The organism is Mesorhizobium sp. M8A.F.Ca.ET.202.01.1.1 (assembly GCF_004791595.1).
GTDB lineage: Bacteria > Pseudomonadota > Alphaproteobacteria > Rhizobiales > Rhizobiaceae > Mesorhizobium.
The window spans coordinates 197,118-217,577 of the sequence record NZ_SRUN01000008.1; the positions used below are offsets into that span (position 1 = coordinate 197,118).

Annotated in this window: 20 protein-coding genes; 13 read left to right on the forward strand and 7 right to left on the reverse strand. The window is 64.4% G+C overall.

The genetic code is table 11. From position 1 onward, the window contains the following. Positions 1 to 126: 126 nt before the first annotated feature. The 13 genes from iolC (at position 127) to EN845_RS18990 (ending at position 12,676) form a co-directional block, all read left to right on the forward strand. A complete protein-coding gene (gene iolC, locus EN845_RS18925) occupies positions 127 to 2,061 on the forward strand; it encodes a 5-dehydro-2-deoxygluconokinase (protein ID WP_127871206.1) in 1,935 nt (644 codons plus the stop codon). A gap of 35 nt (positions 2,062 to 2,096) precedes the next feature. Beyond that, entirely contained in the window at positions 2,097 to 3,947 is a 1,851-nt protein-coding gene (iolD, locus tag EN845_RS18930) for a 3D-(3,5/4)-trihydroxycyclohexane-1,2-dione acylhydrolase (decyclizing) (RefSeq protein ID WP_127871207.1), read from the forward strand. A gap of 118 nt (positions 3,948 to 4,065) precedes the next feature. Continuing rightward, positions 4,066 to 4,983, forward strand: coding sequence for a myo-inosose-2 dehydratase (gene iolE, locus EN845_RS18935; RefSeq protein WP_127871208.1), 918 nt, complete (start codon positions 4,066 to 4,068; stop codon positions 4,981 to 4,983). Positions 4,984 to 5,047: 64 nt separating this feature from the next. After that, complete coding sequence (locus tag EN845_RS18940) at positions 5,048 to 5,281, forward strand: DUF3329 domain-containing protein (protein WP_127871209.1); 234 nt, start codon at positions 5,048 to 5,050, stop codon at positions 5,279 to 5,281. Positions 5,282 to 5,585: 304 nt separating this feature from the next. After that, positions 5,586 to 6,398: a 5-deoxy-glucuronate isomerase gene (gene iolB / locus EN845_RS18950; RefSeq protein WP_127279305.1), complete on the forward strand. Its 813-nt coding sequence runs from the start codon at positions 5,586 to 5,588 to the stop codon at positions 6,396 to 6,398. Positions 6,399 to 6,550: 152 nt separating this feature from the next. Beyond that, a complete protein-coding gene (locus tag EN845_RS18955) occupies positions 6,551 to 7,258 on the forward strand; it encodes a DUF1045 domain-containing protein (RefSeq protein WP_127871210.1) in 708 nt (235 codons plus the stop codon). 31 nt (positions 7,259 to 7,289) lie between these two features. Continuing rightward, positions 7,290 to 8,429: an alpha-D-ribose 1-methylphosphonate 5-triphosphate diphosphatase gene (locus EN845_RS18960; protein ID WP_127871211.1), complete on the forward strand. Its 1,140-nt coding sequence runs from the start codon at positions 7,290 to 7,292 to the stop codon at positions 8,427 to 8,429. Continuing rightward, positions 8,426 to 9,055 carry a phosphonate metabolism protein/1,5-bisphosphokinase (PRPP-forming) PhnN gene (phnN, locus tag EN845_RS18965; RefSeq protein ID WP_167531402.1) on the forward strand — a complete coding sequence of 210 codons (630 nt, stop codon included), beginning with the start codon at positions 8,426 to 8,428 and terminating at the stop codon, positions 9,053 to 9,055. Before EN845_RS18960 ends, phnN begins: the two co-directional genes overlap by 4 nt. Before the next feature lie 134 nt (positions 9,056 to 9,189). After that, on the forward strand, positions 9,190 to 9,945 hold the full coding sequence (locus tag EN845_RS18970) for a COG4280 domain-containing protein (protein WP_127871212.1): 756 nt from the start codon (positions 9,190 to 9,192) through the stop codon (positions 9,943 to 9,945). Then, positions 9,942 to 10,157: a hypothetical protein gene (locus tag EN845_RS18975; RefSeq protein WP_127279298.1), complete on the forward strand. Its 216-nt coding sequence runs from the start codon at positions 9,942 to 9,944 to the stop codon at positions 10,155 to 10,157. Before EN845_RS18970 ends, EN845_RS18975 begins: the two co-directional genes overlap by 4 nt. 284 nt (positions 10,158 to 10,441) lie before the next feature. Next, positions 10,442 to 11,245 (forward strand): transporter substrate-binding domain-containing protein, encoded by an 804-nt coding sequence (locus tag EN845_RS18980; RefSeq protein WP_127871213.1) that lies wholly within the window; start codon positions 10,442 to 10,444, stop codon positions 11,243 to 11,245. 69 nt (positions 11,246 to 11,314) lie between these two features. Beyond that, positions 11,315 to 11,980: an amino acid ABC transporter permease gene (locus tag EN845_RS18985; protein WP_127871214.1), complete on the forward strand. Its 666-nt coding sequence runs from the start codon at positions 11,315 to 11,317 to the stop codon at positions 11,978 to 11,980. 3 nt (positions 11,981 to 11,983) lie between these two features. Further along, positions 11,984 to 12,676 carry an amino acid ABC transporter permease gene (locus EN845_RS18990; protein WP_127871215.1) on the forward strand — a complete coding sequence of 231 codons (693 nt, stop codon included), beginning with the start codon at positions 11,984 to 11,986 and terminating at the stop codon, positions 12,674 to 12,676. A 9-nt stretch (positions 12,677 to 12,685) separates the two neighbouring features. On the opposite strand, the gene EN845_RS18995 is transcribed toward EN845_RS18990, so the two are convergent. The 7 genes from EN845_RS18995 to EN845_RS19025 all read right to left on the reverse strand — a co-directional run bounded on the left by EN845_RS18995 (position 12,686) and on the right by EN845_RS19025 (position 20,379). Further along, a complete protein-coding gene (locus tag EN845_RS18995; protein ID WP_127871216.1) occupies positions 12,686 to 13,567 on the reverse strand; it encodes an SMP-30/gluconolactonase/LRE family protein in 882 nt (293 codons plus the stop codon). Positions 13,568 to 13,579: 12 nt separating this feature from the next. Continuing rightward, positions 13,580 to 14,542 (reverse strand): ABC transporter permease, encoded by a 963-nt coding sequence (locus tag EN845_RS19000; protein ID WP_127871217.1) that lies wholly within the window; start codon positions 14,540 to 14,542, stop codon positions 13,580 to 13,582. Beyond that, positions 14,539 to 15,516, reverse strand: a complete 978-nt coding sequence (locus tag EN845_RS19005) for an ABC transporter permease (RefSeq protein ID WP_245511764.1) — start codon at positions 15,514 to 15,516, stop codon at positions 14,539 to 14,541. Before EN845_RS19005 ends, EN845_RS19000 begins: the two co-directional genes overlap by 4 nt. 57 nt (positions 15,517 to 15,573) lie before the next feature. Continuing rightward, complete coding sequence (locus EN845_RS19010) at positions 15,574 to 17,076, reverse strand: sugar ABC transporter ATP-binding protein (protein WP_245511765.1); 1,503 nt, start codon at positions 17,074 to 17,076, stop codon at positions 15,574 to 15,576. A 68-nt stretch (positions 17,077 to 17,144) separates the two neighbouring features. After that, positions 17,145 to 18,212 carry a substrate-binding domain-containing protein gene (locus EN845_RS19015; protein WP_127871220.1) on the reverse strand — a complete coding sequence of 356 codons (1,068 nt, stop codon included), beginning with the start codon at positions 18,210 to 18,212 and terminating at the stop codon, positions 17,145 to 17,147. A gap of 68 nt (positions 18,213 to 18,280) precedes the next feature. Then, positions 18,281 to 19,345 (reverse strand): substrate-binding domain-containing protein, encoded by a 1,065-nt coding sequence (locus tag EN845_RS19020; RefSeq protein ID WP_245511766.1) that lies wholly within the window; start codon positions 19,343 to 19,345, stop codon positions 18,281 to 18,283. A 263-nt stretch (positions 19,346 to 19,608) separates the two neighbouring features. Continuing rightward, complete coding sequence (locus EN845_RS19025; RefSeq protein WP_127871221.1) at positions 19,609 to 20,379, reverse strand: GntR family transcriptional regulator; 771 nt, start codon at positions 20,377 to 20,379, stop codon at positions 19,609 to 19,611. Positions 20,380 to 20,460: the final 81 nt, after the last annotated feature.

The window sequence follows — 20,460 nt, forward strand, 5'->3', positions numbered from 1 at the left end:
AGGGAATGCTCATTCCATATTGACTATGGATTGGAATTATTATTTCATATTGCTGGCGCCACGCTGCCGCTCGCGCGTGTTACCCAACAATGTTGTCCATGACGACAAGACCGACGGGAGGTTCCAATGAGCGAAGCCGTGGACGCAAGACAGGCGCCGCTCGATGTCATCACCATCGGTCGCGCTTCCGTCGACCTCTATGGCCAGCAGATCGGCTCGCGGCTCGAGGATATCACTTCCTTCGCCAAGTCGGTCGGCGGCTGCCCGGCCAACATTTCGGTCGGCACGGCGCGGCTCGGCCTGCGCTCGGCGCTGCTGACGCGCGTCGGCGACGAGCAGATGGGCCGCTTCATCCGCGAGCAGCTGAAACGCGAAGGCGTCAACACCGACGGGCTGAAGACCGACAAGGAACGGTTGACCGCGCTTGTGCTGCTTTCGGTCGAGAGCGAAGGCGTTTCGCCGATGATCTTCTACCGCTCCGACTGCGCCGACATGGCGCTTTCGGAAGAGGATATCGACGAGGCGTTTATTGCCTCGGCCCGCGCCATCGTCGTCACCGGCACGCATTTTTCCCGCCCCAACAGCGACGCCGCCCAGCGCAAGGCGATCCGCATCATGAAGGCCAAGGGCGGCAAGGTGGTCTTCGACATCGACTATCGGCCGAACCTGTGGGGTCTCGCCGGTCACGCCGAAGGTTTCGAGCGCTACGTCAAGTCGGACCGGGTCTCGGCCCAGTTGAAGACGGTGCTGCCCGATTGCGACCTCATCGTCGGCACTGAGGAAGAGATCATGATCGCGTCCGGCGCCGACGACTGCCTGAGCGCGCTGAAGACGATCCGCGCCCTGTCCTCGGCGACCATCGTCTTGAAGCGCGGCGCCATGGGCTGCATCGTCTATGACGGGCCGATCAGCGACGATCTCGAGGACGGCATCGTCGGCGAAGGGTTCCCGATCGAGATCTACAATGTGCTGGGCGCCGGTGACGCCTTCATGTCCGGCTTGCTGCGCGGCTGGCTCGGCGGTGAAAGCTTCAAAACCGCGGCGACCTGGGCCAACGCCTGCGGCGCCTTCGCCGTGTCGCGGCTGCTCTGCGCGCCGGAATATCCGACCTTCGAAGAGCTGCGGTTCTTCCTCAAGAACGGCAGCAAGCATCGCGCACTGCGCAAGGACGAGGCGATCAACCACATCCATTGGGCAACCACCCGCCGGCGCGACATCCCTTCGCTGATGGCGCTCGCCTGCGACCACCGTGTGCAGCTCGAGGATGTGGCGGCCAAGACCGGCGCCGATCCAGCGCGCATCCGCGATTTCAAAGTGCTGGCGGTCAAGGCGGCGGCCAAGGTCGCTGCCGGCCGCGACGGCTACGGCATGCTGATCGACGAGAAGCATGGCCGCGAGGCGATGTTCGAATTCGCCCGCCATCCCTTTGCCTGGCTGGGCCGTCCGGTGGAACTGCCGGGCTCGCGGCCGCTGCGCTTCGAATTCTCGCAGGATATCGGCTCGCAGCTCACCGAATGGCCCGTCGATCACTGCATCAAGTGCCTGTGCTTCTACCACCCTGACGATCCGGCGGAACTCAAGGAAGAACAGCAGCAGAAGCTGCGCGCGCTGTTCGAGGCCGCGCGCAAGGTCGGCCGGGAGCTTCTCATCGAGATCATCGCCGGCAAGCATGGCAAGCTCGACGACACGACGATCCCGCGCGCGCTGGAGGAACTCTATGCGCTCGGCATCAAGCCGGACTGGTGGAAGCTCGAGCCGCAGGCGTCGAGCGGCGCCTGGGCCAAGATCGAGGCGGTGATCCTGAAGCACGATCCCTGGTGCCGTGGCATCGTGCTGCTTGGTCTGGAAGCGCCGCAGGACGAACTGGAGGCGGCTTTTGCCGCAACCGCCAAGGCGCCCATCGTCAAGGGCTTTGCCGTCGGCCGCACCATCTTCGTCCACGCGGCCGAACAATGGCTGGCCGGCAAAATGTCCGATGACGAGGCGGTCGCGGACATGGCCTCGCGCTTCGAACAGTTGACCGAGGCGTGGCTTGCCGCGCGCGGCCGCAAGGCGGCATAACAGGCCGCGACACAGGGACTGCGGAGGAAACAACCATGAGCAAGACAATCCGCCTGACGATGGCGCAGGCGCTGACCCGCTTCCTGTCCCGCCAGATGACCGAGATCGACGGCAAGACGGTGCCGATCTTCGGCGGCGTCTGGGCGATCTTCGGCCATGGCAATGTCGCCGGCATCGGCGAGGCGCTTTACCTGGTGCGCGACGAGCTGCCGACCTTCCGCGCCCACAACGAGCAGGCGATGGCGCATGCGGCGATCGCCTATGGCAAGGCCAATTTCCGTCGCCGCTTCATGGCCGCGACCTCTTCGATCGGCCCCGGCGCGCTGAACATGGTGACGGCGGCTGCGCTTGCCCACGTGAACCGGTTGCCCGTCCTGTTTTTGCCGGGCGACGTCTTCGCCAACCGCATCCCCGACCCGGTGCTGCAGCAGGCCGAGGATTTTTCGGACGGCACCGCGACGGTCAACGACTGTTTCCGGCCGGTGTCGCGCTATTTCGACCGCATCACGCGGCCGGAGCAGATCATACCGGCGCTGAGCCGCGCCATGCAGGTGCTGACCGATCCGGCCGATTGCGGCCCGGTGACGCTGTCGCTCTGCCAGGACGTACAGGCCGAGGCCTATGACTATCCCGAGAGCTTCTTTGCCGAGCGGGTCTGGCGTCAGCGCCGGCCGCGTCCGGACCGTAGCGAACTGGCGGCGGCCGTGGCGGCACTCAAGGGAGCCAGGAAGCCGCTGATCATCGCCGGCGGCGGCGTTCTCTATTCGCAGGCTTCCGACGAACTGGCGACGTTCGCCGAAGGCGCCGGCATTCCGGTCTGCGAGACGCAAGGCGGCAAGTCCTCGCTGCCGGACGACCACAAGCTCAACATGGCGGCGGTCGGCGTCACCGGCACTTCGGCCGCCAACCGGCTGGCCGAAGAGGCCGACGTCGTACTCGCCATCGGCACGCGGCTGCAGGATTTCACCACCGGCTCATGGGCGCTGTTCAAGAATTCCGGCAAGACCATCATCGGGCTCAACGTACAGCCCTTCGACGCCGGCAAGCACCGGGCGCTGCCGCTGGTCGCCGACGCCGCGGAAGGGCTCGCCGAATTGGGCGCCGCGCTGAAAGGCTGGAAGGCGCCTGCCGCCTGGACCGACAATGCGGCCAGCGGCAAGAAGGCCTGGGAGGCCGAAGCGGCCAAGGTGACGGCGTCGACCAACGCCGCGTTCCCGTCCGACGCGCAGGTGATCGGCGCCGTGCAGCGCGCCATGGGTTCCGGCGTGACGCTGCTGCACGCGGCCGGCGGGCTGCCGGGCGAACTGCACAAGCTTTGGCAGGCGGGCGCGCCCGGCTCCTACCATGCCGAATACGGCTTCTCGACCATGGGCTACGAGATCGCCGGCGGGCTCGGCACCAAGATGGCGAAGCCCGGCGAGGAGATCGTCGTCATGATCGGCGACGGCTCCTATCTGATGCTGAATTCCGAGATCGCCACCTCGGTGATGCTCGGCCTGAAACTGACCATCGTGCTGCTCGACAACAGGGGGTTCGGCTGCATCAACCGGCTGCAGATGGCGACTGGTGGTGCCAACTTCAACAACCTGTTGAAGGACTCGCGCCACGAGATCCTGCCCGATGTCGACTTTGCCGCGCATGCCGCCAGCATGGGCGCGACATCAGAAAAAGTTTCGTCGATCGCCGGGCTGGAGACGGCGCTGGCTCAGGCGAAAAAGAACGACCGCACCACCGTGCTGGTCATCGACACCGACCCGCTGGTTTCCACCGATGCCGGCGGGCACTGGTGGGACGTGGCGGTGCCCGAGGTCTCGGCCCGGCCGCAGGTGAACGCGGCGCGCAAGGCCTATGACGAGAAGCGGCGGATGCAGAGCGTCGGCGATTGACGCCGGCGCTGAAGCTCCTTCCTTCTCCCCGTCTCTATACGGGGAGAAGGTGCCGGCAGGCGGATGAGGGGCAGCGCCAACCAACAGGTAATAAGCAGTTCTAACCCGGAGTGACGACTTGAAAGCCAAACTGGGCATGTCCCCCATCGCATGGTGGAACGACGATCTTGCCGAACTGAGCGATGACGTGTCGCTGGAAGAATGTCTGCGCCAGTCGCGCTCTGCCGGCTTCACCGGCATGGAAATGGGCCGGCGCTTTCCCAACGACCCAAAGGTGATGCTGCCGATCCTGAAGGCCGCCGACGTCACGCTATGCGGCGGCTGGTTTTCCGGCACGCTGGTCGACGAGGAGATGGCTGCGAACAAGGAGCGCATCCAGCCGATGATCGACCTGTTCAAGGCGGTCGACGCGCCCTGCATCGTCTATGGCGAGGTCGGACGCTCGATCCAGGGCGACCGCTCCAGGCCGCTCGCCACCAAGCCGAAACTTTCGGGCGACGAAATGAAGGCCTACGCGCGGCGCCTGACGGAATTCGGCGAATGGTGCGCCGAGCAAGGCATGCCGCTTTCCTACCATCACCACATGGCGGCGGTAGTCGAGACCGAGCCGGAACTCGACGCCTTCATGCGCCATTCCGGCGAAGGAATCCCGCTGCTGCTCGATGCCGGCCATCTGGCCTTTGCCGGCGGCGATGTGCTGCGCGCCATCGACAACCACCACAAGCGCATCAGCCATGTCCATGTGAAGGATGTGCGCATGGATGTGATCGACAAGCTCGACCGTACGAAGCAGTCCTTCCTCGACGCCGTGGCGCTCGGCGCCTTCACAGTGCCGGGCGACGGCTCGCTCGATTTCGGCGCCATCGTGCAGCGCTTCGCCGATCATGGCTATGAAGGCTGGTTCGTGGTCGAGGCCGAGCAGGACCCCAGGAAGAACCCGCCGTTGAAGATGGCGCAGGTCGGCTACAAGGAGCTGATGCGGGTGATGACCGCCGCCGGCTACACGGTCGAGACGCAGGGCTTCCCGAATGTCTGAAGGCTGGATTGGTCGCCACGGGTGGCTTATCTGAGAACTGGTTCGGCAACTCTCGGATGGCGCGATGAAAGATTATGAACACCCGTTCTTCCGGCCGCTGTGGCGGCGCATCGCCGTCGTCGCGGTCTGCGTCATCTGGTCGATCATCGAGTTCGCCAGCGGCACGCCGTTCTGGGGCGTGATCGCGCTCGGCTTCGCCGGCTATGCCGTCTGGCAGTTCTTTTATCTTTACAAGCCCGTGGAGGAGGCGAAGGCGACGCCTGAGGAACCCAAGGTCGGCATCGAACCCAAGGAATGATGGAAGAAGTTCCAGTGGATTGGATACGTGCGTGACGGATCGCATACGTTGGTGATTGGCCGAAACGCTTCTCGCTTCGTCATCCTAGGGCGGAGCAAGGAGCGCAGCGACGCGGCGCAGACCCTAGGATCCATGCCGTTGGATTGAAGCGTTGCGACGGTGCAGAATTCCGCTCCGCTCCGCTGCGGGGTCACGGAATGGATCCTAGGGTCTCCGCGACGGAGCTTCGCTCCTGCTACGCCCTAGGATGACGAAGTTGGGAGGCTTCGGCCGATCTCGAAGATTTGCGATAGGAGAGACAAAAATGTCGAAACTGCTCGTCAAAGCCGACAAGGGCAATGGCCGCGTCGCGCATGTCACGCCGCAAGGCGCTGGCTGGACCTATGTCGGTTTCGATCTGCATCGGCTGAAGCCCGGCCAGAGCGCCTCGGGACAGTCGGACGACCGCGAAGTCTGCCTGGTCTTCGTGACCGGCAAGGGTACGGCAAAAGCCGGCGGCAAGGATCTCGGCCTGCTCGGCGAGCGCATGTCGCCTTTCGAGGGCAAGCCGTGGTCGGTCTACGTGCCGCAGGGATCGGACTGGTCGGTGACGGCCGACACCGAGCTGGAACTCGCGGTATGCTCGGCGCCCGGCCTTGGCGGCGGCTTGCCGGTCCGGGTGATCGGGCCGGACGATCTCGGCCAGGAGGTGCGCGGCAAGGGCACCAACACGCGCTACGTCACCAACATCCTGCCTGAGGGGCAGCCGGCCGACTCGCTGCTGGTGGTCGAGGTCATCACGCCCGGCGGCCACACGTCGAGCTACCCGCCGCACAAGCACGACCAGGACAATCTGCCCGCTGAATCCTATCTCGAGGAAACCTACTACCACCGCCTCAACCCGCCGCAGGGTTTTGCCTTCCAACGCGTCTATACCGACGCCGACAAGGATGGCCGGCGCGCGCTGGACGAAGCCATGGCGATCGAGGACGGCGATGTCGTGCTGGTGCCCAAGGGCTATCACCCTTGTGCCGCCTGCCATGGCTATGACCTCTATTACCTCAATGTGATGGCCGGGCCGAAGCGGACGTGGAAATTCCACAACGCGCCCGAGCACGAATGGTTGATGAAGGCCTGACCGTTCTGCGTTTCCGGTTGAATTTGTTGGTCCAGTTGGGAAAAATCGTCGGCTAACGACCCTGAGGGTCGATTTGCCTTCGAAAACCCTTCAAAGCTTCGTCAATCCGTCATGGAAATCACCTATGGCAACGTTTCTGACGAGGACTTCCCATGCGTTATGCCATCTATTTCACCCCCAGGCAGGACGAGCTGCTGGCGCGTATCGCCGCCAACTGGCTGGGCCGCGACCCGTTCGGTGCCGCGACCGGCCCGGTTGAGGCCGTGGCCGACCTGTCGGCGGCGGAAGTGGCCTTCCACACTGCTTCGGCGCGCCGCTATGGCTTTCACGCCACGCTGAAGGCGCCCTTCCGCCTGGCTGCCACCGAGACCGAGGCTTCGCTGCGCGCGGCGCTAGACCATTTTGCCGAAGCAACGCCGGTTGTGACGATCCCGCGTCTGGTCGTCAGCCAGATCGACAGCTTCTTCGCGCTGGTGCCGGATGGTCCGCTGCCTCCGCTCAACCGCTTCGCCGACGACGTCGTGCGCGATTTCGACCGGTTTCGCGCGCCGTTGAGCGAGGCCGAGATCGAGCGGCGCAGCCCGGATTCGCTGAAGCCGGCGGAGTTTCGCAATCTCTGCCAGTGGGGCTATCCCTATGTTTTCGAGACCTTTCGCTTCCATATGACCCTGTCGGGCCGGGCCGGCCCACAGGAAAGCCCTCGCCTGCGCGCGGCGATCGACGGCCTTTTCGCCGATGTGCTGCGCCAGCCCGTGCTGGTGGATGCGCTGACATTGTTTGTCGAACTCGAACCCGGTGCGCCGTTCATGGTGCTGTCCCAGCACGCGCTTGGACGCCGCCCGGCCAGAAAAACCGCCTGACAGGCGCCGGAAGAAGCAAGGACCAGCCGCAATGACCGCCGAAACTGTTCTTTCCAACGCCCGCATCGTTCTTGCCGACGAGATCGTCGAAGGCTCGCTGGTGTTGCGCGACGGCTTTATCGCCGGCATCGATGCCGGCGCGGCCCGGACCGGCGAGGACATGGGCGGCCACTTCATCATTCCAGGACTGGTCGAACTCCACACCGACCATCTCGAGGGCCACTATGCGCCACGGCCGAAAGTGCGCTGGAACCCGATCGCCGCGGTGCTTGCCCATGACGCGCAGGTGGCGACCGCCGGCATCACCACCGTGCTCGATGCGCTCCGCGTCGGCATGGACGAGGACGCCGACCTAACATCGGACGACATCCGCAAGCTGGCCGATGCGATCGAGGACAGTGTCCAGCAGGAGCGGCTGCGGGCAGACCATTTCATCCATCTGCGCTGCGAAGTCTCGGCACCGGACTGCCTGAGGGCCTTCGCCAATTTCGAGACAGACGACAGGGTGAAACTGGCGTCGCTGATGGATCATGCGCCCGGCCAGCGCCAGTTCGTCAACCTTGAAACCTACGCCTACTACTACCAGCGCAAGCTGAAGCTCTCGGATCAGGATTTCAAGAAATTTTGCGAGAAGCGGATGGGCGAGTCGGCACGCAATTCAGGACCGAACCGTGTCTTCATCGCCGCCGCCTGCCAGGAGCGCGGCATCGTGCTCGCCAGCCATGACGACGCCACGTCGGCTCATGTCGACGAGGCCATCGAGCAGGGCGTGAGGGTCGCCGAGTTCCCGACCACAGAGGAAGCGGCGCGGGCCTCGAAGGCCGCCGGGCTCGGCGTGCTGATGGGCGCGCCCAATGTCATGCGCGGCGCCTCGCATTCGGGCAATGTTTCGGCACGCACCCTGGCCAGTGACGGCCTGCTTGACATCCTGTCGTCCGACTACATCCCCTTCAGCCTGATCCAGTCGGCCTTCTTCCTCGGCGACATGGTCGAAGGCATTTCGCTGCCGCAGGCCGTCGCCATGGTCTCGAAGAACCCGGCGCAGGCCGTCGGCCTTGACGACCGCGGGATCATCGAACAGGGACGCCGCGCCGATCTGGTGCGGGTGCGCGTCGACGATCATGTTCCGGTCGTGCGCACCGTGTGGCGGCAGGGATGCCGGGTGGCATGATGGTGTCGGCCTTGATCGAGCGCGAACTGTCCGCCGAAACCTTTCCGATCCGTCATGGCGTCTTTGTTGCCGTCGTAGGCCCTAGCGGTGCCGGCAAGGACACGGTGATCGGTTACGCCAAGGCGCTTTTCGCCGACGAGACGCAGCTGGAGTTCGTTCGCCGCGTCATCACCAGGCCGAGCGATGCGGCGAGCGAGGATCACGACACGCTGGCCGACGCCGCCTTCGCCGAGGCCGAGGCCGATGGCGCCTTCGCCATCTCCTGGGAAGCGCATGGCCTGCGCTATGGCCTGCCCGCCGATGTCGACTGGTCCGTTTCCAATGGCCATGTCGCCGTTGCCAACGTATCGCGCGCGGTCATCCCCACCTTGCGCGAACGCTATGCCAATCTGGCGATCGTCGAGATCACCGCTTCGCCCCAAGTGCTGGCCGAGCGGCTGGCGATGCGCGGCCGCGAGTCGCGCGGCGAAGTGCTGGCACGGCTGGCGCGCAGCGCCAGTGTGACCTTGTCCGGCCCTGGCGTCACCTCGATCGACAACAGCGGTCCGCGCGAGGTGGCCGGTGAGCGCTTCGCCGAGCTGCTACGCAAGGCAATGGCCTTCTCCGACATGTCGGGGCTGATCTGATCGAGGCCAGTTTCACCCGTCTGCTTGCGCTGCCGCCGGAACGCTTTGGGCTGCTGGCCGCGTAGGGTGATTCTGGACTACGATCCGGGAATTCGCCCCCAGGGAATCAGGGTCGAGCAAGACAGGAAGCCTTGATGCAGACACTGACACCCATCCTCTCGACAGTCACGGCGGCATTTCTCGCCTCCCTGGTCGAGGTCGTCGAAGCCTTCACCATTGTGCTCGCGGTCGGGGTGACACGCAGCTGGCGTCCGGCCTTGACGGGTGCTGCGCTGGCTCTGGCAGTGCTGGCAGCCCTGGTGCTGGCGTTCGGGCCGCTGCTGGCGCTTGTCCCCATCAACACGCTGCAGTTCATCGTCGGGGTGCTGCTAATCCTGTTCGGCATGCGCTGGCTGCGAAAAGCCATCCTGCGCAGCGTCGGCGTCATCGCCCTGCATGACGAAGAGGCGGCCTTCGCCAAGGAAACCGCCGCGCTGCACCGGCAGGCTGACGATCGGCGCGCCGACTACCTCGCCGGGCTGGCCTCGTTCAAGGCGGTGCTGCTCGAGGGTGTGGAGGTGGTGTTCATCGTCATCGCTGTCGGCGCCGCGCATGGGCAGACATTTTACGCCGGCATGGGCGCGCTGGCCGCTTTCGTCCTGGTGATGCTTGTCGGTCTCGCTGTCCACCGGCCGCTGGCGCGCGTGCCCGAAAACGCCCTCAAATTCGTGGTCGGCCTGATGCTGACCAGCTTCGGCATCTTCTGGACCGGCGAGGGCATCGGCGCCGACTGGCCGGGTGCCGATCTTGCTCTGCTCGCCATCTTCGCCATCGTCGCGCTGGCATCCTTCGCCATGGTGCGCTGGCTGCGCGGCACCAATCCCACAGCCGCCGGAGGGCTCGCCCGATGAACGTCCTTCGCCTTGTCGCCAGGGAATTCTTCGGCATGTTCGTCGATGACGGCAGTCTGGCGCTGCTGGCGCTGGTCCTTGTGGCCGCGGTTACCGCGGGGGTGAAGCTGCTCGCATTGCCGCCGCTGCTCGGCGGCGCCCTCCTGCTCGTCGGCTGCCTTGCCATCCTTTTGCAAAGCGTTCGCCGCGCCGCACGCCACGCTCACCGGTAGCGGACAGGCTTCAGCGGCGCCACGGGGATCATCATCGTCTTGCCCCGGCACCCTTGACTCACGTCCAGATGGTACCGGTATCAAATGCGCGAAGCCCCCTGGCGGAACGCGCATGGACAGACAAATAATATTATAATAGCATACCATTATAACTCGCAGAGGAGCCGCTGACTCTCCGGTTTGCAAGGGATGTCCGCGAGCGAGCTGTTTCAAATCGTCGGGTGGCCAGGCGCCCCGCACCGTCGATATCGACACGAGGCGCAGAAAATGCATGGGAGGAAAACATGCGGACTTTCGTGAGGGGCGCGATGCTTGCCGGCATCGTGCTGGCGCTGTCGGCGCTGCTGCCGTCGATCGCTTCGGCACAGTCGGTCGATGAGATTATTTCGCGCGGCAAGCTGGTCGTTGCCATCGACACAACCACGCCGCCCTACGGCTTTCTCGACGCCAATCTGAAACCGACCGGCTTCGACATCGAGGTCGCCAACAAGATGGGCGAGGCGCTGGGCGTGCCTGTGGAATTCGTCACCGTCACCTCGCCGGGCCGGATTCCGGCTTTGCTGACCAAGCAGGTCGATGCGGTGATCTCGATCTTCTCGATCACGCCGGCGCGCGCCATCCAGGTCGACTATTCGATTCCCTATGCCGGCCAGTCGGCGGTGGTGATCGCGCCGAAGAGCACCTCGATCAAGGGCGTTGCCGACCTCGTCGGCAAGAAGGTTGGCCTGACGCGCGGCACCGGCGAGGACGGATTGCTGACCAAGGCCGCCGAAGCCAATCCGGGCATCGAGATCCTGCGCTTCGACGACTATTCCTCGCTGCTGCAGGCGATGGTGTCGGGCCAGATCGACGCCATGGGCGGCGGCGACTATGGCGAAATCTATCTGAAGAAGGCTGGAAATGGCGACGCCTTCGAGCAGAAATACGTGCTGAAGACCTTCTACTTCGGCATTGGCGTCGCCAAGGGCAACGACAATCTCCGGCAGTGGATCAACACCTGGCTGTTCACCATGAAGGCGGACGGCACGCTGGATGCATTGTCGATGAAGTATCGCAACCAGCCACTGCCGGTGCTGCCGGTCTTCTGATCGCGTCATTCCACGGCGGGACCGCGCATGGCAGCGGTCCCGCTTTCTCGACCTCGTGACGGAATGCCCATGCAAACCGCCCTGCAATTCGGCCCGATCCTGGTGCATCTCGACCTGTTGCTGCGCGGCCTGGAGAAGTCCATCCAGCTGGCGGCGCTGTCGATCCTGTTCGGCACCGCCATCGGGGTCCTTGGCGCCGTCGGACGCAGCTTTGGCCCACGCTTCCTGTCGTGGCTCATTGCTGCCTATGTCGAGATGATCCGCAACACGCCGCTCTTGATCCAGCTCTATTTCGTCTTCTTCTCGCTGCCACTGTTCGGCTTCAAACTGTCGAGCAACACGGCGGCGGTCGTGGCGCTGTCGATCCATCTCGGCGCTTATGCCACGGAGATCCTGCGCGCCGGCATCGAGGCCATCCCCGAAGGGCAGATCGAAGCGGCCAAGTCGCTCGGCCTCAGTCGCTACCGCATCATCCGCCATGTCGTTCTGGTGCCGGCGGCGCGCGCCGTCTACCCATCGCTGTCGGCGCAGTTCATCCTGCAGATCATGGGCACCTCTATCGTCGGCGCCATCGCCGCGGAAGAACTGACGGCGGTGGCCAACAACCTCGTCATGCAGACCTTCCGCAGCTTCGAGGTCTATATCGTCATCGCCATCATCTATTTCGTGCTGGTGCAGGCGGCGAGCCTGTTCTTTGCCGGCATCGGCAAGCTCATGTTCCGCTGGAAGGTCTAGATCATGAGCCTGCGCGATTTTGGCCCCAACGAACTGATGTTCCTGCTCCTGGCAACGCGCTGGACGATCCTTCTGGCGCTGATCGCCTTTGCCGGCGGCGGCCCGATCGGCCTCGTGGTGGCGGCGATCCGGGTGGCGCCGGCGCGGCCGCTGCGCTGGCTGGCCGCGGGCTACATCCAGTTCTTCATGGGCACGCCGATCCTCATCCAGCTATTCATGGCCTATTACGGTTCTTCGTTCCTTGGCTACCGGCCGGACCCCTGGGTAGCGGCGGCCGTGACCTTCTCGCTCAATGGCGGCGCTTTTTTCGGCGAAATCTTTCGCGGCGCCATCGAGGCAATTCCAAAGGGACAATGGGAGGCGTCAACGGCGCTCGGCTTCCGCTTTGTCAGGACGCTGCGGCTGGTGATCATCCCGCAGGCGGTGCGGCTGATTCTGCCGCCGACCGTCGGCTTCATGGTGCAGATCGTCAAGACGACATCGATCGCCTCGCTGATAGGCCTGACCGAGCTTGCGCGGGCCGCCACGCAGGTCAACACCGTGACCTTCCAGCCGGTGATGGTGTTCGGTACGGTGTCGCTGATCTACTTCGCGCTGTGCTGGCCGCTGTCGCTCTATGCAGGCTATCTCGAGCGTCGTTTCGCTACCGGAATGACTCGCAGGACCGAGACGCCGTTGGTCATGTCGGCAGTCTGAGCGAAGCCGTCAGCCCTTGAACGCCGGCAAGGTCAGCCCCCTGACGCCGACGTCGAGCGCGAACAGACCGCCCGGATTCTTCTGGCGGACGAAATGGCTGGCCGGGCGCTTGAGGACGGCAGAGGTGACGTAGAGGATGTCGAGGTCCTTGCCGCCGAACTCGCAACAGGTCGGCAGATCGGTCGGCAGAACCACTGTTTCCATCAGCTCGCCATCGGGATCGTAGCGGCAGACCTTGCTGGTCACGGGGATGGTCACCCAGTAGCAGCCCTCGGCATCGACCGTGGCGCCGTCGGCGACCCCGCCTGTTGCCGTCATGTCGATGAAGGTGCGGCGGTTCTCGATGTCGCCGGTGGCGGGCTCGAAATCGTAGGCCCAGACCGCGCCGGCATGGCTGTCGGAGAAGTACATGGTCTTCGAGTCCGGGCTCCAGGCCAGTCCGTTCGAGCAGCCGATGCCGTCGATCATCTTGTGCACGGAGAGATCGGGATCGAGCCGGTAGAGCGCGCCGATGAATTCGATCGGCTGTCCCGCCACCTCGAACATCGAGCCCGACCAGAAGCGGCCCTGGCGGTCCGGCTTGCCGTCGTTGAAGCGGGTCTTCGGCATATGCGCTTCCGGATCGACGATCGCCTCGAACTGGCCGGTTGCCGGGTCGAAGAAATGAAAGCCATTGGTCATGGTCAGCACCAGGCCGCCCTTCTCGCGCAGGCCAAGGCAGCCGAGATATTCCGGTGTCTCGAAGACCGCGTCCTTGCCGGTCGCGGGGTCGTAGCGATGGATCAGCTTCTTCCAGATGTCGATCCACCAGAGCACGCCGGCCCTGGGGTCCCAGAGCGTGCCTTCGCCAAGCTCGGCCTTGGCATCGACGACACAGGTGATCTTGACCATTCTTCCCTCCGTTCAGCCCCTGCGCAGCCTGCCGCCGAGGCCGGCAAAGGCCTCGCTGCCGATCGAGACGGTGAGCAGGATCACCGCGCCATAGACGACAAGCAGGGCACCGCTCGACAGGTTGAGCGCCGGCAAAAGACCAGTGAGGATGGTCAGCACCATGGCGCCGGCGACGGTGCCGAGATAGTGGCCGCTGCCGCCGAGGATCGAGGCGCCGCCAATGGCGACCGCGGCGATCGAGGTGAACAGATAGGCGTCACCCATGCCGAGATAGGCCTGGCCGGAATAGCCGGTCAAAAGCATGCCGGCGAAGGAGGCGGCAAGGCCCGAAATCACATAGGTGAGGATGGTGGTGCGTGCCGTCGGCACGCCTGAGAATTCGGCCACGGTGGCACTGGTGCCGAGCGCATAGAGGTGACGGCCGAAGGCTGCCTTGGAGAGCAGCACGGTCGCCACCAGCGTCAGGGCGAGCCAGATCAGCGCGATGACCGGAAAGCCGGCTATGCGGCCGACCGACAGGAACTGGATCAGGGCCGGCGCCGAGGGGGTCGGCGAGCCGCCGGTCAGCACCAGGATCAGGCCTTGCAGGATGACGTTGGTGGCCAGCGTCATGATGATCGGCGGTACGCCGAACCGGGCGACGCCGACACCGTTGATCAGCCCGACGAAGGCGCCGCCGGCAAGCAGCAGCGGCATCACCCAGACCAGCGGCAGGTCCTGCCCGCCGCACAGCAACGCCATGATGATCGCCGCCGAATTCAGCACCCATGGCACGGAGAGATCGATACCGCCGCCGATGATGACGAAGGTCTGGCCGAGCGCGACGATGCCGACAAAGGCCGCCAGCACGACGGTGGAGCGCATGTTGGAGACGGAAAGGAAGCCGGGCGAGAACAGCGCCGTGACCAGGAGCAGCACGACCATGCCGGCATAGGCGAGCACGATCAGCCGGTTGCGGGCGAGGAACGCATTCATTGGACGCGGCCCCTTGCGGCCTTTTCGGCGACGGAACTGGCCAGCACCGAGAGCAGCAGGATGACACCGGACGCGACCGGCTGCCAGTAGCTCGACACATGCAGCACGAAGACCAGGTTGCCGATGAGGGTGAGCACGAAGGCGCCGATCAGCGTGCCGGCAAGATGGCCCCGGCCGCCGAACAGGCTGACGCCGCCAATGACCGCCGCGGCCACCGAAGGCAGGATGTAGTCCTTGCCGATGGTCGGCGAACCGGCACCGGTCTGGGTCACCAGGAACAGCGCCGCGCCCGCCGCGAACAGACCGGACAGGCCGTAGGTGACGAGATTGACGCGGGTGATGGAGACGCCCGACAGGAAGGCCGATTTTTCGTTCGATCCGGTTGCCTGGATCGAAATGCCGACCCGGGTGGCGCGGAACCACCACCAAAACAGCAGCAGGACCAGCAACATCCAGACCGGGCTGGTGAGGCCGAAGAGCTGCGTGGAGGCAAAGCCGACCCACCATGTGGGAATGCTGCCGCCGTCGGTCGGCAGGATGATCATGGCGACACCGTTGAGGATCGACCATGTCGCGAGCGTCACCAGGAAGGGCTGCAGCTTGAGCAGTGAGATCAGCAGGCCGTTGAGCGCGCCGATGACAAAACCGATCGCAAGGATGGCCAACGCCCAGAACCCGGTGGTCGACGGATCATCGGCGAACCGCGTCGCGGCGATCACCGTGCCGAGGCTGATCATGCCGCCTATCGACAGGTCGATGCCGCCGCGCAGCAGCACGATGGTCTGGCCCGTCGCCGCCAGCATCAGCGTCATCGCCGCGGCGGTGTCGAGATTGAGTTCATCCAGCGTGAAGACGCCGGATTGCAGGCTGCCGTAGATGCCGACAATCAATGCCAGCATCAGGCAGGCGACCAGGAACGGCGCGCGGTCGAGCAGGCGGCCGCGCCAATCGATGGCCGGCGTGGTTGATTTCATGTCGGCCGGCCTTTGCATCATCCCGCCAGTCTGCTCCGCGCTCGCCATGACCATGCCTCAAGCCGCTTCGCGTTCAAGCATGGCGGCGCGCAAGATGCCGGTCTCGGAGATGCGGTCGCCCTCCAGCGTCGCGGCGATACGGCCGTCGCGCATGACCAGCACGCGGTCGGCGACATGGACGAGTTCCGGCATGTCGCTGGAATGGAACAGGATCGCGTAACCCTTGGCGGCGAGGTCGCGCATCAGTTGGAAGATCTCGCCCTTGGTGCCGACATCGACGCCACGCGTCGGGTCGTAGAGCAAGAGCACGCGCGCTTGCGTCAACAGCATCTTGCCGAAGATCACCTTTTGCTGGTTGCCGCCCGACAGGGTACCGGCGAGCTGCTCAGGCGTGCCGGCCTTGATACGCAGGAAATCGACCATCTCCTTGACCAGAGCCGCTTCCTTTTGCCGGCTGAGCAAGCCGTTTTCGGTGAAGCGCTTGATCACCGACAGCGTCAGGTTCTCGCGCACGCTCTTGGTCAGGAGCAGGCCTTGCCCGCGCCGGTCCTCGGGCACCAGGGCGATGCCATCCCTGCCGGTCAAGGCCTGGCGTGGATTGCTGATCGAGGCCGGCTTGCCCCACAGCTCGACGGCACCGCTCGCCCTGCTGGCGCCGAACAGTGCCTGGAACAGCTCGCGCTGGCCATGGCCTTGCAAGCCGCCGACGCCGAGCACCTCGCCCTCCCGCAAGGCAAAGTCGACACCGGAGAGCCGGGTGCCGCTCGACAGGCCCTCGACCCTTAGCGCGACGCGATCCGTGGCCGTCGCCACACGCTCGGGATAGAGCCGGTCGAGGTGGCGGCCGATCATCTGGGTGACGATCTCGTTGTCGGACACGGCGTTGGCCTCGTGCGCGGCGACGGTGCTGCCATTGCGGAAGATGGTCAGCCGGTCGGCGATGGCGCGCACCTCGGCCATGCGATGCGAGATGAAGATGACCAGCCTGCCTTCCGCCGCCAGCTGCCGGGTAAGCTTCAGCAGCCATTCGGCCTCACGCGCGGGCAGCGCCGAGGTCGCCTCGTCGAGGATGAGGATGCGCGGGTCCTTGGCCAACCCCTTGGCGATCTCGACGATCTGCCGTTCGGCCAGCGTCAGCCGCCGCAATTCCTGATCGGGACGCAGCGCCGGAAAATTGTACCTTTCGAGCAAGGCAAGCGTCCTGCGGCGCATCTCGGCGCGGTTGACGGTACGCAGCAACGTCCTTGGCTCGTGGCGGAACCAGATATTCTGTTCCACGCTGAGGTCGGGGATCAGCGACAGTTCCTGGAAGACGGCGGCAATGCCACGCGCCTGGGCCACGTCCGGATTGGCAGGGCGATAGTCCTGGCCGTCGACCAGGATCGAGCCGCAATCGTGCCGCACCGCGCCCGACAGGATCTGGATGAAGGTGCTCTTGCCGGCGCCGTTCTCGCCGAGCAGCGCATGCACCTCGCCGGCGCGGGCGCTGAATGTCGCATCGCTCAGCGCAACGATGCCGCCATAGCGTTTGGACAGGCCTTTGACGTTGACGAGGTCCATGGATGCGCCTTCGAAAAGCTCTCCCGACATCTTGCGATGCCGGGAGACAGGGTCGTGGTCTCGGGATGTTACTTCGCCCCAGCGGCTTCCGCAGCGGTGATCTCGACCCAGTCGGGCGTGATCGGCAGCGTCAGGCCGGGCGCCTGGTCGGGGAAGGCATTCTCGCCGATCGCGATCTTGATCATCTTGGTGCCCGGATAGAGCTTGGACTCGAAGGGATCGGTGGTGACGAAATCACCCTTGACCGAGACGGAGCGCTCGGCCGGCTTCTTGCCGGTGTCGAGGATGTCGACCGCCAGCTTGATCGCTTCCGACGAAAGATAGGCCGGATTGGAGCCAAGAATGCACTTGGCGCCTTGTGTCTGCGCGCAGGTGACGGCGGCGACATTGTAGGAGAAGCCGACGACCGGGACGATCGGCCGGCCGGCATCCTTCAGCGCCTGGATGGCGCCCGAGCCGTAGCCTTGCGTCATGATGCCGTCGATCTTCGGATTGGCGGCAAGCAGCGCCGCCACGCCGGACTGTTCCGGCCCGAGCGCGTAGTTGCCGTTGTAATAGCCGACGACCTTGATGTCGGGATACTTGGCCAGCACCTTCTCATAACCCTGCTGCAACTGCGCCGAGATCGGCGCGCCGGCAAGGCCGCGGTCGAGAATGATGTTGCCCTTGCCGCCAAGCTGCGTGGCCATCCACTCGGCCATCACCGAAGGGATGCGGTCCCAGTCGGAAGCGACGGCAAACGCGCAAGGCTCGGTCACCACCTGGTCGAAGGAGATGACGACGATGCCGGCGTCGCAGGCCTTCTTGATGGTCGGGTTGAGCGCCGAATCCGAACCGGCATCGACGAGGATGGCATCCGGCTTCTGGCGGATGATGTTGTTCAGCGAGTTGATCTGCGCCTGGACGGTGTTCTCGACGTTCTCGATCTTGAGGTCGACGCGGCCTTTCAGCGGCCCCTTGTTGACCGAGACGGTGGCGACACGCTCCATCTGCTGGCGCCAGTCATTGCCGACGAAATTGTTCGAGAGATAGATGGTGTAGGGCTTCTTGTCCTCGGCGTGACCGGCCTGCATGCCGATCGCCGTCATGGCGACGGCAAGTGCTGCAAGGCCGATGTTACGGCTCAATGTTCTCATGATTTTCTCCTCCCGTTTTTTCGTTTCGAAACAGCGCCGCCGAACAGTGGCGCCTTGCATCCGTAAAGTCAGGTTCCCGAGGCCTCCTTGGGCGTGATTTCAACCCAGCTCGGCGACACCGGCAAAGACAGACCCGGCGCCAGATCGGGAAATACGGTCTTGCCCAATTCGATCTTCACCGCCGACGAATTCGCGGCGTATTTGGCGTCGACCATATCCGCGGTGAGACCCGGCGAGTTGAACAGCACGGTGGTGTCGGCAGGCTTCTTGCCGGTGTCGAGTATGTCGACCGCGAGCTTGATGGCCTCGGCCGACAGCGACGGCGGATTGGCGCCGAGCCAGCATTTTGCGCCCTTGGTCTGAGCGCAGGTGACGCCAGTGCCGTTGAAGGCCGCGGCGACGATCGGCACCAGCGGCCGGTCGGCATTCTGCAGCGCCTTGATGGCGCCGGTGCCGTAGCCCTGCGAAAAGATGCCATCGACTTCCGGATGCGCGGCAAGCAGGCTGGCCACGCCCTCCTGCTCTGGACCGGCGGCGTAATTGCCGTTGAAATAGCCGACGATCTCGATACCGGGGTATTTCTTCAGCACGGCTCCGAAATTCTTCTCGAACTGTTCCGAGATCGGCGCGCCGGCAAGGCCGCGGTCCATCAGCACCTTGCCCTTGCCGCCGAGGATGGAGGCCATCCATTCGGCCTGGTTGTTGGCCATGATGTCGAAATCGGAATGCATCTTGTAAGCGCATTCGGCCGAGACCGTCTGGTCGAAGCTGACGACGATGATGCCGGCGTCGCAGGCTTTCTTGATGGTCGGATTGAGCGCCTCGGCCGACGACGCATCGATCAGGATGGCGGCGGGCTTCTGGCGGATGATGTTGTTCAGCGAATTGATCTGCGCCTGGACGGTGTTCTCGGCGTTCTCGATCTTGAGGTCGACACGGCCTTTCAGAGGCCCCTTGGTGGTCGCGACATTGGCGACGCGCTCCATCTGCTGGCGCCAATCATTGCCGACGAAATTGTTCGAGAGATAGATGACGTAGGGCTTCTTGTCTTCGCTATGGCCGGGCGTGGCGGACATAGACACCGCGAACCCGGCAAACGCCACGAAGCAGGCGCTCAAGCTCCTCAATTTCATGGTCTCCTCCCTGTGTTCCCTACCCAGCCGGTGATGGACTGCGCCATCTTCATCGCCCGAGGAAGCATTACATGATACCGGTACCAATTGCGGATGTCAATTTGACCGGGACTTTCCCAAGGCTGCGCCTGCAGGCAAAATTCGCCGGATTTCCTCCCCGCGACATCTTCCGAAGCCGGCATCTCAGCCTAGCTATCATGCTATTATAATTTTATGGCCCTGTCTATGCGGACCACATCAGAAAATGCCGCGTCGAGCGGGCTTCAAGACAGGTCGTTCGGCGCATCGTAGGTGATGCTGAAAATGTCGGCGGGGTGACGCGCGACGGAGAATTCGATGCTGCGCTGGTCCGCCGACTGGTAGAGCATCTCCACCGTCAGCACGGCGCCCCCCAGCGCAATGCCGAGGTCGGCGGCAACAGCCTCGTCGGCGATTTCGGCGCGCACCGTCACATGCGCCACATCGAGCCGCAGGCCGAGATGTTTCTGCACCGAACGGAAGATCAGCACGTCGGAAAAGTCTTCCCGTTTCAACCGGGCGCCGACATCGGGCGGAAAATAGGTGGTGATCTGCGCCTTCCTCTGTTCGCCGATCGACAGCACGCTGCGCAGGCAATAGCCGGCCTCGTCCTTGCCCATGCCGAAATGGCGCTGGAGCACGGGCGAAACCTCCTTGCGGTAGGATTTCACCGTCAGCTTCGCGTCCTTGGTGAAGGCCGCCATGTCGGCGAAATTCTTGAACTTCCAGCTCAGATTGACCGAAGGGCTGCGCGCCGCCACCACTGCGGGCTTGGCCGAGCGCTTCCTGATCAGGCCGTCGGCCTCGAGATCGCGCAGCGCCTGGCGCACGGTGATCAGGCTGACGCCGAAATGCTCGGCGATGGTCGCTTCCTTGGGCAGCTCGCCGCCGACCGGGAAGGTGCCGTTGCCGATCGGCTCGCGCAGGATGTCGGCGAGCTGCCGGTAAAGCGGCCCATTGGCGCGGCCGAGCGTGCGCTTGGGAAGACTTTCGATGGTGGGAACGGAATGGTCCATGTGCCTCGTCGCGCCTGTGTCGAAGCTTTTATAATAGCTTCCTTCGCCCGAGGCTAGGCAACGTCGGCAATGATCAACCCT